Origin of the sequence: uncultured Veillonella sp. (assembly GCF_937981445.1) — a bacterium.
Lineage (GTDB): Bacteria > Bacillota > Negativicutes > Veillonellales > Veillonellaceae > Veillonella_A.
This window is the reverse complement of record NZ_CALJON010000014.1, coordinates 1-12,988: the sequence shown is the minus strand read 5'-3', so window position 1 is coordinate 12,988 and position 12,988 is coordinate 1. Positions and strand designations below refer to the sequence as shown.

16 protein-coding genes and 1 tRNA gene are annotated in these 12,988 nt (G+C 40.3%); 2 read left to right on the top strand and 15 right to left on the bottom strand.

Annotated features, from left to right (window positions below; genetic code table 11):
• Positions 1–60: 60 nt before the first annotated feature.
• The 13 genes from Q0376_RS02850 to Q0376_RS02790 all read right to left on the bottom strand — a co-directional run bounded on the left by Q0376_RS02850 (position 61) and on the right by Q0376_RS02790 (position 10,655).
• Positions 61–801, bottom strand: coding sequence for a hypothetical protein (locus Q0376_RS02850; protein ID WP_298703839.1), 741 nt, complete (start codon positions 799–801; stop codon positions 61–63).
• 12 nt (positions 802–813) lie between these two features.
• Positions 814–1,821 carry a flotillin-like protein FloA gene (gene floA / locus Q0376_RS02845; protein WP_298703837.1) on the bottom strand — a complete coding sequence of 336 codons (1,008 nt, stop codon included), beginning with the start codon at positions 1,819–1,821 and terminating at the stop codon, positions 814–816.
• Between the two features lie 117 nt (positions 1,822–1,938).
• Positions 1,939–2,406 carry an NfeD family protein gene (locus Q0376_RS02840; RefSeq protein ID WP_298703835.1) on the bottom strand — a complete coding sequence of 156 codons (468 nt, stop codon included), beginning with the start codon at positions 2,404–2,406 and terminating at the stop codon, positions 1,939–1,941.
• A gap of 104 nt (positions 2,407–2,510) precedes the next feature.
• Positions 2,511–2,900, bottom strand: coding sequence for a zinc ribbon domain-containing protein (locus tag Q0376_RS02835; RefSeq protein WP_298703833.1), 390 nt, complete (start codon positions 2,898–2,900; stop codon positions 2,511–2,513).
• A gap of 85 nt (positions 2,901–2,985) precedes the next feature.
• Positions 2,986–4,545 (bottom strand): AAA family ATPase, encoded by a 1,560-nt coding sequence (locus Q0376_RS02830; RefSeq protein ID WP_298703831.1) that lies wholly within the window; start codon positions 4,543–4,545, stop codon positions 2,986–2,988.
• 24 nt (positions 4,546–4,569) lie between these two features.
• The gene (locus tag Q0376_RS02825) at positions 4,570–5,013 is read right to left on the bottom strand and encodes a hypothetical protein (RefSeq protein WP_298703829.1); all 444 of its coding nucleotides are present in this window, start codon (positions 5,011–5,013) and stop codon (positions 4,570–4,572) included.
• A complete protein-coding gene (locus Q0376_RS02820; RefSeq protein ID WP_298703827.1) occupies positions 5,010–5,258 on the bottom strand; it encodes a hypothetical protein in 249 nt (82 codons plus the stop codon). Before Q0376_RS02820 ends, Q0376_RS02825 begins: the two co-directional genes overlap by 4 nt.
• A gap of 74 nt (positions 5,259–5,332) precedes the next feature.
• On the bottom strand, positions 5,333–7,012 hold the full coding sequence (locus Q0376_RS02815; protein ID WP_298703825.1) for a hypothetical protein: 1,680 nt from the start codon (positions 7,010–7,012) through the stop codon (positions 5,333–5,335).
• Between the two features lie 28 nt (positions 7,013–7,040).
• Positions 7,041–7,559: a hypothetical protein gene (locus Q0376_RS02810; protein WP_298703824.1), complete on the bottom strand. Its 519-nt coding sequence runs from the start codon at positions 7,557–7,559 to the stop codon at positions 7,041–7,043.
• A gap of 160 nt (positions 7,560–7,719) precedes the next feature.
• Positions 7,720–8,244 carry a hypothetical protein gene (locus tag Q0376_RS02805; protein WP_298703822.1) on the bottom strand — a complete coding sequence of 175 codons (525 nt, stop codon included), beginning with the start codon at positions 8,242–8,244 and terminating at the stop codon, positions 7,720–7,722.
• Between the two features lie 155 nt (positions 8,245–8,399).
• Positions 8,400–8,490: transfer RNA gene (locus tag Q0376_RS02800), tRNA-Ser, on the bottom strand.
• A gap of 190 nt (positions 8,491–8,680) precedes the next feature.
• Entirely contained in the window at positions 8,681–9,607 is a 927-nt protein-coding gene (locus Q0376_RS02795; RefSeq protein WP_298703820.1) for a hypothetical protein, read from the bottom strand.
• A gap of 298 nt (positions 9,608–9,905) precedes the next feature.
• On the bottom strand, positions 9,906–10,655 hold the full coding sequence (locus Q0376_RS02790) for a helix-turn-helix domain-containing protein (RefSeq protein ID WP_298703818.1): 750 nt from the start codon (positions 10,653–10,655) through the stop codon (positions 9,906–9,908).
• Between the two features lie 247 nt (positions 10,656–10,902).
• Here Q0376_RS02790 and Q0376_RS02785 point away from each other — a divergent pair, with 247 nt between their 5' ends.
• Both Q0376_RS02785 and Q0376_RS02780 read left to right on the top strand, forming a co-directional pair.
• Positions 10,903–11,538, top strand: coding sequence for a site-2 protease family protein (locus tag Q0376_RS02785; protein WP_298703816.1), 636 nt, complete (start codon positions 10,903–10,905; stop codon positions 11,536–11,538).
• Positions 11,539–11,727: 189 nt separating this feature from the next.
• Entirely contained in the window at positions 11,728–12,192 is a 465-nt protein-coding gene (locus tag Q0376_RS02780; protein WP_298703814.1) for a low molecular weight protein-tyrosine-phosphatase, read from the top strand.
• A gap of 185 nt (positions 12,193–12,377) precedes the next feature.
• Here Q0376_RS02780 and Q0376_RS02775 read toward each other — a convergent pair whose 3' ends face one another.
• A complete protein-coding gene (locus Q0376_RS02775; RefSeq protein ID WP_298703812.1) occupies positions 12,378–12,653 on the bottom strand; it encodes a GNAT family N-acetyltransferase in 276 nt (91 codons plus the stop codon).
• 29 nt (positions 12,654–12,682) lie between these two features.
• Positions 12,683–12,889, bottom strand: coding sequence for a (4Fe-4S)-binding protein (locus tag Q0376_RS02770; RefSeq protein WP_298703810.1), 207 nt, complete (start codon positions 12,887–12,889; stop codon positions 12,683–12,685).
• Positions 12,890–12,988 lie beyond the last annotated feature (99 nt).

Below are 12,988 nucleotides of genomic sequence, written 5' to 3'. Positions count from 1 at the left end.
AAAAGTGAAACATTACATTTGGTAACAGCTCAACATAATAATATTACAGTCTTTTTTTATTTATCGATGTTGCCGTTGCAACGCTTTTGGTTTTTCTAAAATCATGGACCATCTTATACCGGCTTTTAAACCGCCAGGTGGCAATGTGCCTCGCCCATGTGAGCCTGGTATATGCATATAACGACTATGGGTCCTTTTTTGCCTATACTCATCGCCGAGAGACTCTGGTTGAGCTCGTTTCGCTGCGTTCCTACGCTGAGCTTGTTGTTCCACATAAAGCTGAGCCTCAGACTTTTCATACTCTCTAGACCTTTCCGTCGAAGTCGTGAAAACATCTCTGCGAGAAGACTCCGATTTGTCTCTCCCCGAATACGCCCCTTCTGAATAGTTTCTACCTCCTGAAACCCAATCCGAATCGTCTCTATCTGAAGAGGCTCTAACGGAGGAAGGCCTGTCCATAGACTCCCGACGGGGTTGTTCTTTTTGTTCAATGCGAATGCCATATTGGCGTTCCATTTCTTCCCAAGTATACGCCGCTTTTTTCCGCTTCATATGACCTAGAACGTCTCGAGTCTCATGATGTTCCATCTCTTGACTATGAGTGGGCGATTGCCGTTCTACCTCCGTGGACCTTCTACTGTTTCGAGGAAGTTCAAATTCCTCATTACCAGATTCCGATTGTTGGTCCACTTCATAGTCTTCAGGCCTAGTTTCACCGTCCCCATAACGGCGCTTTTTCTTTTTACTATTGAGAATCACATTGCCAATGATAAACAAAATGACAAGAAGACCAATATCCATCTATCGTCCTCCTTATTTTTGACTCGTGCCAGATTCTCCCGATAAGTCGGTCATTTCATCGCCAGCAATAGTTTCACGCATTTTAGTATCTGCCATAATATTGTTCATATTATAGTAGTCCATAACACCCATATGACCTTCTCGAAGAGCTTGGGACAAGGCCTGTGGTACTTCTGCCTGTGCTTCCACAACCTTAGCTTGCATTTCCTGCGTATAAGCGCGCATTTCTTGCTCTTTGGCTACTGCCATGGCACGACGTTCTTCTGCTTTTGCTTGCGCAATTTTCTTATCGGCTTCAGCCTGATCCGTCATAAGTTGGGCCCCAATATTTCGTCCTACGTCCACATCAGCAATGTCAATGGAAAGAATTTCAAAGGCCGAACCGGCATCAAGACCTTTATTAAGTACTGTACGAGAAATGTGATCTGGATTTTCTAATACATCTGTATGTTGCTCCGAGGAACCTACAGTAGTAACAATGCCTTCGCCAACGCGGGCAATAATAGTTGCTTCCCCAGCACCGCCGACTAAGCGGTCAATATTGGCTCGCACTGTTACACGGGCGCGAACTTTAAGTTCTATACCATTTTGGGCCACCGCTGAAATAACCGGTGTTTCAATTACTTTTGGATTAACACTCATCTGTACCGCTTCTAATACATCACGGCCAGCTAAGTCAATAGCTGCAGCGCGTTCAAAAGTCAATGGGATGGAGGCCCGTTCTGCTGCAATTAAAGCATCTACAACGCGGTTTACATCCCCACCAGCTAAATAGTGAGCTTCTAATTGATTTACATTCACCGTGAGCCCCGCCTTATTGGCCTTAACTAAAGGCAATACAATTTGAGCTGGTGCTACACGCCGAAGTCGCATCCCTACAAGGGTAAAGATGCCCACATTAACCCCAGCAGCTAAGGCGGATACCCATAGCCCTAAGGGAACAAAATGCAAGAAAATCGAAATGAATACAACTAAGCCAACAATGACAAATACAAAGCTATAATTCATTAACTCTGCCATAAAACGCTCCTTTTCTACAATACTGCTACATTATGTCTAACATGCTTCTACAAGCTTTCTACAATCAACCAAGAAAGGTCCATATACTCGGCCTAGCTGTACCATACCTAGGAACCCCTAGGAGTGTATGGGCCGCACTACCACACGTCCCCCCGTAGTGGCAATGACTTTCACCATGGTCCCTACTTCTAAAAACTCACCATCAGTCACTACATCGACAGGTTCATCATCAATAATCACTTTGCCAGAAGGGCGAAGCACGGTTTGAACAACCCCTTCTTTGCCCAACAAATCATGGCGATCATCATTACCTGTATACCCCTTCTCAGTAGTGGATTCTAAAGTAAGGGTAAGTTTTTTACCTAGACGACTATCAGGGAATTGTTTAAGTACCCAAATGGTGAGGAATAATGCCACCACCGCAACAATGGTTACAATGACGGCGGCCATAACATCAGCCCCTAAAGCATAGTAGAGAGAGCCTAACAAGGACATCATGCCAATTAAACCAAATACACCAAATCCTGGCACCATAAATTCAATTCCAAGAAAGATTAGGCCTCCAATAAAAAGCCCTACAATCATTTGTAACCCCCTTTCTACAGACTATTACTTCTTCATTATACTGTATTCTAATGAGAAAATAGTATGTGAATCCATTTTTATGCATGCAAAATTAGTATAGATTATCATTTTCCGGATAATATATCCCAAAATGAACGTTTTCTATATGTAAAATTATTCTTTGTAGATGGAAACTCATCAACACCTACCGCACCAGGCTGACCTGCACCATATGCATTGGCATTATTTTGATCTGGAGGCAATGCTGCCATCGGCATGTCTCCAACTTGTTGGCCATTACCGGTTGGTGGCATCCCCCCATCTGCTGCCATAGGAGGCACACCTTGACCTCCCGGTGGCACCATTGCTGATGGTGGCACAGTAGGTACTGAACCAGTCCCATCAGCTGTTGCTATACCACTTGGCACGGCACCTACATTATCAGTAGCCGTCCCACAAGTCGTACAAAACTTTGCATCATCCGCAAGCTGCGAACCGCATTTCATACAAAACATATATATCCTCCTTTTACTATAGCCCTTATATTACTATAGCCCTAATACAACCCCAATATAGCTCATATGTGTAGCGATCTTTTAATTACACAAGGACTTTACGAACAAGCTTGTTACTATCTACTTCACGACCACCAATGGGGACGCCAGAAGCTGGTACAGCCCGTTCTCGGCCCCAATCGCGAATGGCTTCAATTTTTTCTGGACTTGTTTTTGAAAGTGGCACTACATTCGTAAGGGATGTAAGAATCAATTCTTCGGTGAGCTCTAGCCCTTCATTAGCAATCAAACGATAGGCAATATCACGAATTGAGGATTCTAAATCGGCTCCAGTAAAACCATTCGTAATATCTACCATTTGTTTCATGAGCTCATCCCCGACTTCAGATTTGAGATACTTACGTAAATACAAGGTCAATATTTCTTTTCGTTCTTCTTCTGTAGGCAAATCAACAAAGAATAGTTCATCAAAGCGTCCACGCCGCAATAGTTCCGATGGGAGCATGGATACATCATTGGCTGTGGCAGCAACAAAAACTAATTTCTTACATTCTTGCATCCAGAATAAGAATTGACCTACCAAGCGATTCGTAACTCCAGAGGAGTCAGAGCCTGCACCAGATAAACCTTTTTCAATCTCATCAATCCAGAGCACGCAAGGTGCCACCTGTTCTGCCGTAGTAAAAGCAGCCTTTAATTGTTGCTCACTTTGCCCCACATATTGGCCCTGTACTGTAGCAAAATCTAATCGGTATAAAGGCAATTGCCAACTCGCTGCCACCGCCTCAGCAGTCAAAGATTTCCCACAACCAGGAACCCCTACTAAGAGAATGCCACGGGGTGGTTGTAAACCGCGGCGCTTTAATTCTTCACGTTTTTCAGGATTTTGCAGTTTTTTCTTATCATTGAGCCAATTTTTCAAGCTTTCTAAACCACCAATGTCTAAAATATCGGCTGACACATCGATTTTTTCCAAGCCATTAATGGTCGATACAAGTTTATTTTTCATAAACTTAAGCTCTGTTAAATCAGCTTTAGTAATGCTTCGCTTAGCAATTAAAGAAGCGATTATGTTTTGCGCTTCCATTTGACTCACACCGGCCAAAGTGCTGGCAGCATCTTTCATATCTGACTCGTCCCATTCAATTTGAATGTCTCTAGAGTATTGCGTCACATTATCTTTGATAATTTGGTACATCTCCTCTTCATTGGGGAACTCCAATTCAACACTCATGCCAAGGCGCTGTAATTGAGGCCACACAGTGCTTGAGGTGATGACGATAATCACAGCACCATGAAGTTCTGCTAGCGATACTACATCAAAGAAATATCTAGCTAATAAGCTATCATTTTCAATATCTGGGGCTTCCGTTAATACAAAGGTTAGATTCTCTCGTTGTCGAATTTGTTCACTAATAAAATCCAATGCCCCCATCACCGTGCGGTCTTCATTAATTGTTTTATTAGTCAACAATTCACTCATGCCTTTCGACATGGTGTGCACATAAAATGGTAAATTTAAATCTCGTGCTACTTCCTTTAATATATCAGTAGCCCGTGCTCGTTCAATGGTATTAAACGCAATAAACGGGATACGCGCTATGGAATAACGCGTTAGTGTTTCAATACATTTTATTTTATCCATACTATCTCCTCAGCCCTATCTAGCCTATCCATTAACTTTATTGCTGCGCACCAAATGAGCTAAAACACCACTACGATCACGACTTTGAGCTGATGATTCTAAGGATTGTTGTGTGTTATCTGCCACCTCTTGAACATCCTGTACTAATTGAGTTTGATATTCTTCAGGGAGCACGGGAATCCTGACGAGCTTCTTCAAAAAGGTAAACTCTTTTTTCATGCCTAATAAAGCTTGGCTATAGCTATACTCATCTGTGGCAAACTGCATAATGCGGTCAAAGCTTGCTTCATTGCGTTTCATGCGATACTCTACCAAAGCAAAAATCCGTTTTATAAAACGTGCTGCCACCTCCTGACTAAGGGGTAAAGTACCCGTCTTAGCAGGCGTTAATAATTGCACATCACAAGGTGCATTTTCTAATTCATCAAAATATGCCATCCACTCAGCATACACCCTTAGCTGTCTCATCGTTTGCGTATCCTCCGCACAGCCACTAATGGTGGCACTATATCCCACTCAGGTAAACTTGAGGCAAACTCTTCAGAAGTTACCCCTGTATCCCTTTTACTTCTAATTGGTTTAATCATCGATGGTCTGGATGATTCTTTTTTTATACTCCCTTGCTGAGCAGCTTGCGCCCCACCTACTGGATTAGTATCCTGTATCGTTGTAATAGAAGACCCCTGATCTCCTATGGATTTAATTTGACTCATATATAGCCCCTTTATTAATTACTCATACGCTTTAATCAAATCGCTGGTTTCATGCTCTATATGTAAACTTTACTTCATCGTATAACCTGACGCACCGCATCATTACTGTTCATAATAAAATGCTTCGTTGATAATCCGTCTAAAAACTCAATAACGGCTTCCGCATTTTTATCTTCCATATTAAATTCACGCTGATAATCTACAAACTCTGCTAAGGTCCCTTGTAAATATCCTTCTAAATTAACTTGATAGTCACGATAACGAGCACAAAGTTCTTCACGCTTTGTATTAATGCCGCCCACAGTACCATATACGCAAAGAGCTAAAATGGCTGTACCAATAAAGAGCCAAGGTGCTCCAAAACCTAATAAAATCGAAACCACCGTTAAGGCAATTAGAACATAGGTGCCTAGCCCTACTTTAAGAGTACTATACTCGTTAACAAAGGCCGTATCAATGGCATTGTGTAAGGATTCTAAGAGCTCTAACTCATTGTACCCATCTGTAGTAATACCAGTCCAACCATCAATAGAGAGCTCATATTCATAAGGCATTTGCATGCGATACATGGCCGTTAAGTCTTCATAACTTTCTTTAATCCAATCCTTGGACATGGCAATGGCTAATTTTTGTGTGGAAGGATACACGCTTTTATCACGGCGCTGCATAGCTACATCAGTTAAATGTTGTGAAAAATCAACCGGTTGCTCATACTCATTCGCCTTTTCCTTGATTTTATCTTCTAAGCCCTTTATATGACCTTTATGCTTAATAATCAATTCGTTCTTCTTAATTTCGCGTCGCAATGGCAATTCTTCTTTGTCAAAATTCGTCACTAAATCAGTGAGCAAATAATCAACCTGTTCTTCTACCTGAGCAGCATTATTTTGCTCTTTATTAATAATCTGCTCAAAATACACCTTAATCTCCTTATGAGTGCGAGCCCATTCAAGGGCGGCTTTCATATCAGGCCAATTCGTCACATAGGAACTGAGAAAACGTGTTTCCCCATCATCGATTTGAACTTTTCGCTCTTCTAAGGCTTCACTCCACTGCTCTTTTTGCTGTTCCGTAAAATCAGGCTGGTTCTCTAATTCCTTCATCCAGCTCATAATAGTTTCTTCACATAAGCCCTTTAAGTCAGGCCCAAATAAACCACTGGAAAAGGCTTCTAGGATAATAATCATTTTGCTTTCCATATGCAATGGATTTTGCATACTAAAATAGCGCTCCAACCACTGTAAACAGGATTCATAGCGCCCAGCACGACGAGTGATTAAAGCAAAAAGCAAAGAGGTTTTTTCATCATCACGACGCAAGGCCTCTTTTAATGCTTTATCCGCCAATTCACGATTATCACTAATCCATGCAGCCAACGCAATCAAACAAGGAGCTAACCAATATTTAGGCGCATTGAGCATCAAAGTTTCCGTACAATGCAATATAGTTTCTTTGCGCACTACATTAATATCTACGGCCTGTAAAATCCCTGTTGTGTAGCGCCGAACTTCATCATAATGACCAAATTCTTTTTCTAATTGTTGCTGTAACTGAATAATTTCTGTATGAGCTAATTGTAAGGCTTTAGCGGCCTGATCTTCTTCCACATAGGCCCAAAAGGCTTCAGTTAACTCATCTAATTTCTGCTCAACTCGTGCCACATCCCCTTGCACTTCATACACATCACCATGTACAGCATTGATTTCATGTGACAAATTACTTAATGATTTTTCAATAATGGCTAAATTGGCCAAAGATATAATACGTTAATCTGACATCCCCTTACTCCTTTAGATTAATAACTGTAACGCTCCCATCACGGCGCACCGGCCGTAATGTGTCATTATATACTTCAATAAATGCATATTCACTGCGCATAGCCAAGCCTCTAGCACGCTCTAATACGCCTGGCATAGGCTCCCCTCGTTTATAATGATAAATAATGCCCCCTGATTGCAAGTCTAAGGTATGCACCTCATAGGGCTCACCTAAATAGCATTTGGCCACCAAGCCAAGGGGAAATACATCAAGGGTCAGTTCAGGAAATTCCTTCTTTATGGCCGCCACAACTTCATCGATATAAGCCTGTGATAATTGCTGTTGTCCTGCATCTAATTTCCCCAATAACTCCACATAGGCTTCACTGCGCTTTTGTCTCAATCGTTGGCGCACATCAGCCTCTCTTAATAGGCCCTGTGATGAGGCTTTTTTCTGTAATTGTAAGTCCTGAAATGACTGCATTTGATTGGTTCTCTCTTTAAGTTGCGGACCACCCATTCTATGCAATAATGGTTTTGGCATCTCACACGCTCCCTCTATAATTAACCACAACCAATTTATACCTTATATTTTAATTCGTTAAAGACACTATAAAATCCTTCTATACGGTCTAAAAACATGGATAGGGTTTCACTAGTTTAACCTTAACAAAAAACTCGGACAGCTGTGTGTCCGAGTAAAATTATGTGTCCTCTTTATTGAATCTAATTTCTTTAGCTTTTTTATTTTCTTTAGCGTCTTTATTTTCTTTAGCGTCTTTATTTTCTTTTACTTCTTTGTTTCCTTTAGTCTCCCTATACGTTTTATTCTCCCTCTCTACATGATGCTCTTTTTTCAATCCTTCTGTGCGAGCAATAATCTCATCAAGCTTTTTTATAGTTTCGTTTTTTAATGCTTCATCGTCAAAATCAACATCCCCTACACTATCAAAGAGGGCATCAAAATAATTTTTCATGACATTAAGTGCTTCTGGGCTTGTGAACTCCGTAGTAACGCCAAAGGTTTCCTTCATCTTTTCATAAACAGATAAAATATTCTTTCCCGAAGCCCCTAAAACTGCATCGATACCATGAGTGGCTACATCTTGGCGAATCTCTTCCAATATGTCCTGACGAAACGTTTTTGTTGGAGCTTTCATGCTTGACTCCCTAACTTTTCTAGCTTCTAGCGCAGCCTTGCCTTTTGAAAAATCAAATACCTCTGCCATGTTATCAATATCGCCCCTTTATATGAAACACTATCAGTGTCTTCGCCATATACTCTAACTACAAGTTTATTTCATCTGTATAGTAAATTTAAACCTACCATTTGTCAATAGAAGTATAAAAAAAGCACTGCCTGAAAACTCAGACAGTGCTAATATGGCGGAGAGAGAGGGATTTGAACCCTCGGTACGGTATAACCGCACACATGATTTCCAATCATGCTCCTTAAGCCGCTCGGACACCTCTCCATAAGTGTATAACGTACTTTACTATTATAACGAAGAAATTTTTCTTTGTCAACATCAATTTTTAAACACTTATGAAGTTCTATCCCTATTCACGTATTCACTTATTTTTAACGACTTATTTACTTATTGGCAGCAACCTATTCCCCCATTATTACGGTATAAGTCATATACGGTAGTAAATAATCACTAATTACATTAAGCCTTCTAAATTAGGCAAGCCCGTAGGCACCGGACCTACAAGTAATAAGCATACAGCAGCCAAGATTGCTACAGCAATAGCGGTGTAGGAAAAACTGCCCTGCTTGCTATATTCATATACGCCAAAGGCACGTGTTCCTAACGCTGCCCCCACCGCAGCCATAAGCGATGGCATGGCAAAAATATTATGAATAGAATACATCGCTACCGCCCCAAAAAGCGCCGCTATAACAGCAATTAAAGGAAATAAGCTGTCCATAGCTGATCGTGGACTCCGGCGCAAGCCTTTAATATAAGAGGTAAATTCTAAACCAAAAGCCCCTAAGAATAAGGAAGCAAAACACCAAAGTTGGGACCACATACCGCGCCAAGCACTTCGATGTGCCCCAGCATACCAGGCAATGGCTGTAATGACTAATATCATGAGTCCTACAAGGCCATAAAAATATTGACTTGGTAACCATGGCAATAGAACTACGCCCAAAACAGCCCAAATAGTGGCCATAACAGCAAAGCCCATAACTGTGCTAAACTTAGGGCGTTCGCGGTCATCAATTTTACCATATACAACGGCGCCTAATTCTAGGATAAAGCAAAGAATAAAAAAGGCTACTGACACAGGCGGTGCAATAAAGGCCAAGATCAATGATACAATTAAAGGCAACACCAATCGCCAGCCCTTAAAAAAGGACAAGTTTTTCATGTCTAAGCGCATATCCTGTGTTTCTAAGGTGAAATTATTATACACCACAAAGGTAAGCATAAATGCCACCACTTCTAGTGGCGTAGCCCCCCAATAAAGCAAAGTAGGGACTAATAAAAAAGACATTGCCACACCCGTAAACCGGGACACGATGGCTACCACAAGACCGGCTCCTAAATACGGCAATGTGGCCAGTAATACATCAAGTATTTCCATGTAACGCTCCATTCCACACATATAATATGTGTTATAAAATTTATATACCATTCATTATAAACTAGTATCTTTAATTCAGTCTATCCTTTGATACAATCTATAGTTTATTTAACCTATGTAATGGCCTATTTAGGTTTTATATTCCTATCACTTCAGAATGAACCGTCACAGTAATGATCTATTTATGTTTTATACGCCTATCATTCAGAATGAACCGTCACAGAAATCATCAATAGCCACAAGTTACCTCTTCAAAAAGGTTGCTTAGTCATATCCCTTACGAGCAATCATACAGCTCCTATGAACGCTTCTTCCATTTTATTAACCGCGCCCGCACAGCTGTATAAGAACAACCTAGGCTTTCTGCAATTTGCATAGGGCTTTCGCCCTGACTGTAACGACTATACACCTCAAAGGCATTAATGCTTAAATTATGACCCCGCAATTTTATGCCATGTTCCTTTAAGCGTTCCCCAATAGTTCCCGCCTTAACATGATAAATATCCTCTAACTCAGTGGTCGATAATTTATGAACTTCATATAAATAAGCCAACTCGTCTACATTCACAGCAATCCGCTTATTACTGTAGCGAATAGGAACCTTTAAACGACGCAATGTGGCTAATATAATCCAACGACTCACATGCAAAATACGCCCAATATAAGTAGCACTTTGACCATTCTTATACATTTGCACAATTCGCTGTTCTACCGCCTTAGATAAAGGTGTTAGTACAGGCGACTTGACTTCTTTTAACACACCTAAGGCTCTAAGACGATTCGCCATCGTTGTATGGGAACAATTAAAACGCTTGGCTAATTGCTTCACACCCACCCCTTGTTCGTAGAGGCTAATTGCTTCCTCTAAGGGCAATTCAATACGACGACTTCGAATGGGAATACCGTATTCATGTAATCTCCGAATTACTGTATCTTGACTGCATTTTAGCTTTTTAGCGATTTGCCAGGACGACAGCTTTTCCTCTACATACAATTGAACTAATAATTGATGTGGAATTACGATGCGTTGCGCTGCTCTTGCCTTCATCTATATCCTCCTCGTAATACAATAAGTAAGAATACGAATTCGTTACCCACATTATAGTAAGCCCCTCTTGATTAATGCAACCTTTTAAATCGTATCAATGATACGATTTATTTCTTTCACCCCGCACTAGGACTAATGATACGAATATAAACGTAAAATTTTGCCTATATCGAAATTTTACGGTATACTATAACGGTATAGAATATCAATAAAAATCAATCCATATATTTAAAATAAGGAGTGTCTAATGGACAATTATTATATTATGTCAATGATTGCTGCCTTACCGGCCATCATTGTAGCTATGTCAGTACATGAGTATGCCCATGCCCAGGTGGCCAGTTGGCTAGGTGATGATACGCCTGAACGCTACGGCCGTCTCACCATGAATCCCTTTGCGCATGTTAGCTGGCTTGGCTTTCTTATGATTTTATTACTGCAATTCGGTTGGGCTAAACCAGTTATTGTTAATCCAGCCAATTTTAAAAATAAAAAATTAGGCGATGTGTTAGTATCTATCGCTGGACCTATGGCCAATCTAATTGTGGCCTTTATTGCGGCTATAGCATTAGTATTAGCCTATTACTATAATTGGGAATTATCCGATGGTCTCGTACGCGTATTGCGCTCCATGTTATTACTTAATATTAACTTTGCTGTATTTAATTTATTGCCTATTCCACCACTTGATGGGGCCCATATTGTATCGGCCTTCCTATCACCGTCTTGGCAAATGAAATATTGGCAATGGCAGCGCTTTAGCTTTATCATTTTAATCTTATTAATCTACTCCCCATTGTTGAGTATGATTTTAATCCCCGCTAGTAATTTCATTATGAAAGGCTTTAGTGGCATGGCAGGGCTCATTTTATATTTCTTATAAAATAAGTGCTAGAACAAGAAAATTACGGCCACTAAAAATTTACTACCACCAAAATTACGTCTACGCCCAATTACCTATACACAAATTACCGTCACAGAGAAATTATTGTTAGCACCAATAGTTACTACGAAAAACGGTGTCCACCATTTTTAATATATCCCTCAGAATGACTCGTCAAAGGAGGCCCTTATGATAAAAGTTATGTTTGTATGCCATGGCAATATTTGCCGTTCCACTATGGCTGAATTTTATTTTAAGCATATCGTAAAAGAATCCGGCCTTGCACATGCCTTTGAAATCAGTTCCACCGCTACAAGCCGTGAAGAAATTGGTAATGACACCCATCCAGGTACAAAGCGCAAACTCAAAGAGATGAACATTCCCTTTGGACCACGTAAAGCGCGTCAAATCACAAAAGAAGATTATGTGCACTTTGACTACATCATTATTATGGACGAAAATAATAAACGTAATTTAGAACGTGTCATCGGTCCAGACAAGGATCATAAAGTATATAAAATGCTCAGCTTTGTCAATGAATCTCGCGATGTAAAGGACCCATGGTATACCGGTAATTTTGAAGAAACCTATGAGGATATTAGCGTAAGTTGCAACGCCTTGCTTAAACAAATTCGAAAAGACTATTCTTTATAAATAAAAACTGCAAGCATTCGTGTATGTATGAACGAACTCTGTATATATGATTATCTAAAGAGTCCGCCAGTTTACATGAGGCTTGCAGTTTTTTATTATTCTTGTTCTTTTTTTATTATTCTTGTTCGTTTTTTACTACACCTATGGCTACTGTAATATATACAACTGCCAAGTATACTTTTGAATTATAAGGCTACATCAGCATATTCAGGGCGTTTTTCAAATTCACGCTTAGCAAATGGACAAAGAGGTAAAATTTTCACACCAGCTACTCTTGCTTGTGCTACAATTTCAGCCACTAATTTACCAGCAATTCCCTGTCCGCCATACCCCTCATCTACCAAAGTATGGTCAATAATCCATATAGCCTCCGATTTTGAATACGTGCTTTCACCTATATTTTTATCCTTATCATAGGCTGCGGCGCGACTATTTTCTGGTTCATATTTAATTTGAATCATACATAACTCCTCTTCGTTACAACAATCTCTTATTTTTCTTTATAACTAAGTGCTCCAGAAGGACATTGGTCAATTACGTGCTTAATATCTGCTTCACTACCATTTTCTAACATAATCCAAGGCTTCCGTTTTACATCAAATACAGCGGGTAATCCTTTTACACATTTGCCCGCATGCTTACGAATACTCGGCTGCCACGTGACAATTACATGTTCTGTTTCATACTGCTTTTCCATACTATCCCCTACTTCTTTATAGCCCACCCATGGTAGGCCATGAAATACTCAAGCTACTTATTTCTACTAAGTTACTTATTTCACTAAGCTACTTATTTC

Bases quoted from the DNA above. Each gene is read 5' to 3' on its own strand.
- Q0376_RS02795 (WP_298703820.1), bottom strand. From the start codon at position 9,607: ATGGAAATACTTGATGTATTACTGGCCACATTGCCGTATTTAGGAGCC.
- Q0376_RS02850 (WP_298703839.1), bottom strand. From the start codon at position 801: ATGGATATTGGTCTTCTTGTCATTTTGTTTATCATTGGCAATGTGATT.
- Q0376_RS02825 (WP_298703829.1), bottom strand. From the start codon at position 5,013: ATGAGACAGCTAAGGGTGTATGCTGAGTGGATGGCATATTTTGATGAA.
- Q0376_RS02780 (WP_298703814.1), top strand. From the start codon at position 11,728: ATGATAAAAGTTATGTTTGTATGCCATGGCAATATTTGCCGTTCCACT.
- Q0376_RS02785 (WP_298703816.1), top strand. From the start codon at position 10,903: ATGGACAATTATTATATTATGTCAATGATTGCTGCCTTACCGGCCATC.
- Q0376_RS02790 (WP_298703818.1), bottom strand. From the start codon at position 10,655: ATGAAGGCAAGAGCAGCGCAACGCATCGTAATTCCACATCAATTATTA.
- Q0376_RS02775 (WP_298703812.1), bottom strand. From the start codon at position 12,653: ATGATTCAAATTAAATATGAACCAGAAAATAGTCGCGCCGCAGCCTAT.
- floA (WP_298703837.1), bottom strand. From the start codon at position 1,821: ATGGCAGAGTTAATGAATTATAGCTTTGTATTTGTCATTGTTGGCTTA.
- Q0376_RS02835 (WP_298703833.1), bottom strand. From the start codon at position 2,900: ATGTTTTGTATGAAATGCGGTTCGCAGCTTGCGGATGATGCAAAGTTT.
- Q0376_RS02805 (WP_298703822.1), bottom strand. From the start codon at position 8,244: ATGGCAGAGGTATTTGATTTTTCAAAAGGCAAGGCTGCGCTAGAAGCT.
- Q0376_RS02830 (WP_298703831.1), bottom strand. From the start codon at position 4,545: ATGGATAAAATAAAATGTATTGAAACACTAACGCGTTATTCCATAGCG.
- Q0376_RS02820 (WP_298703827.1), bottom strand. From the start codon at position 5,258: ATGAGTCAAATTAAATCCATAGGAGATCAGGGGTCTTCTATTACAACG.
- Q0376_RS02810 (WP_298703824.1), bottom strand. From the start codon at position 7,559: ATGCCAAAACCATTATTGCATAGAATGGGTGGTCCGCAACTTAAAGAG.
- Q0376_RS02840 (WP_298703835.1), bottom strand. From the start codon at position 2,406: ATGATTGTAGGGCTTTTTATTGGAGGCCTAATCTTTCTTGGAATTGAA.
- Q0376_RS02770 (WP_298703810.1), bottom strand. From the start codon at position 12,889: ATGGAAAAGCAGTATGAAACAGAACATGTAATTGTCACGTGGCAGCCG.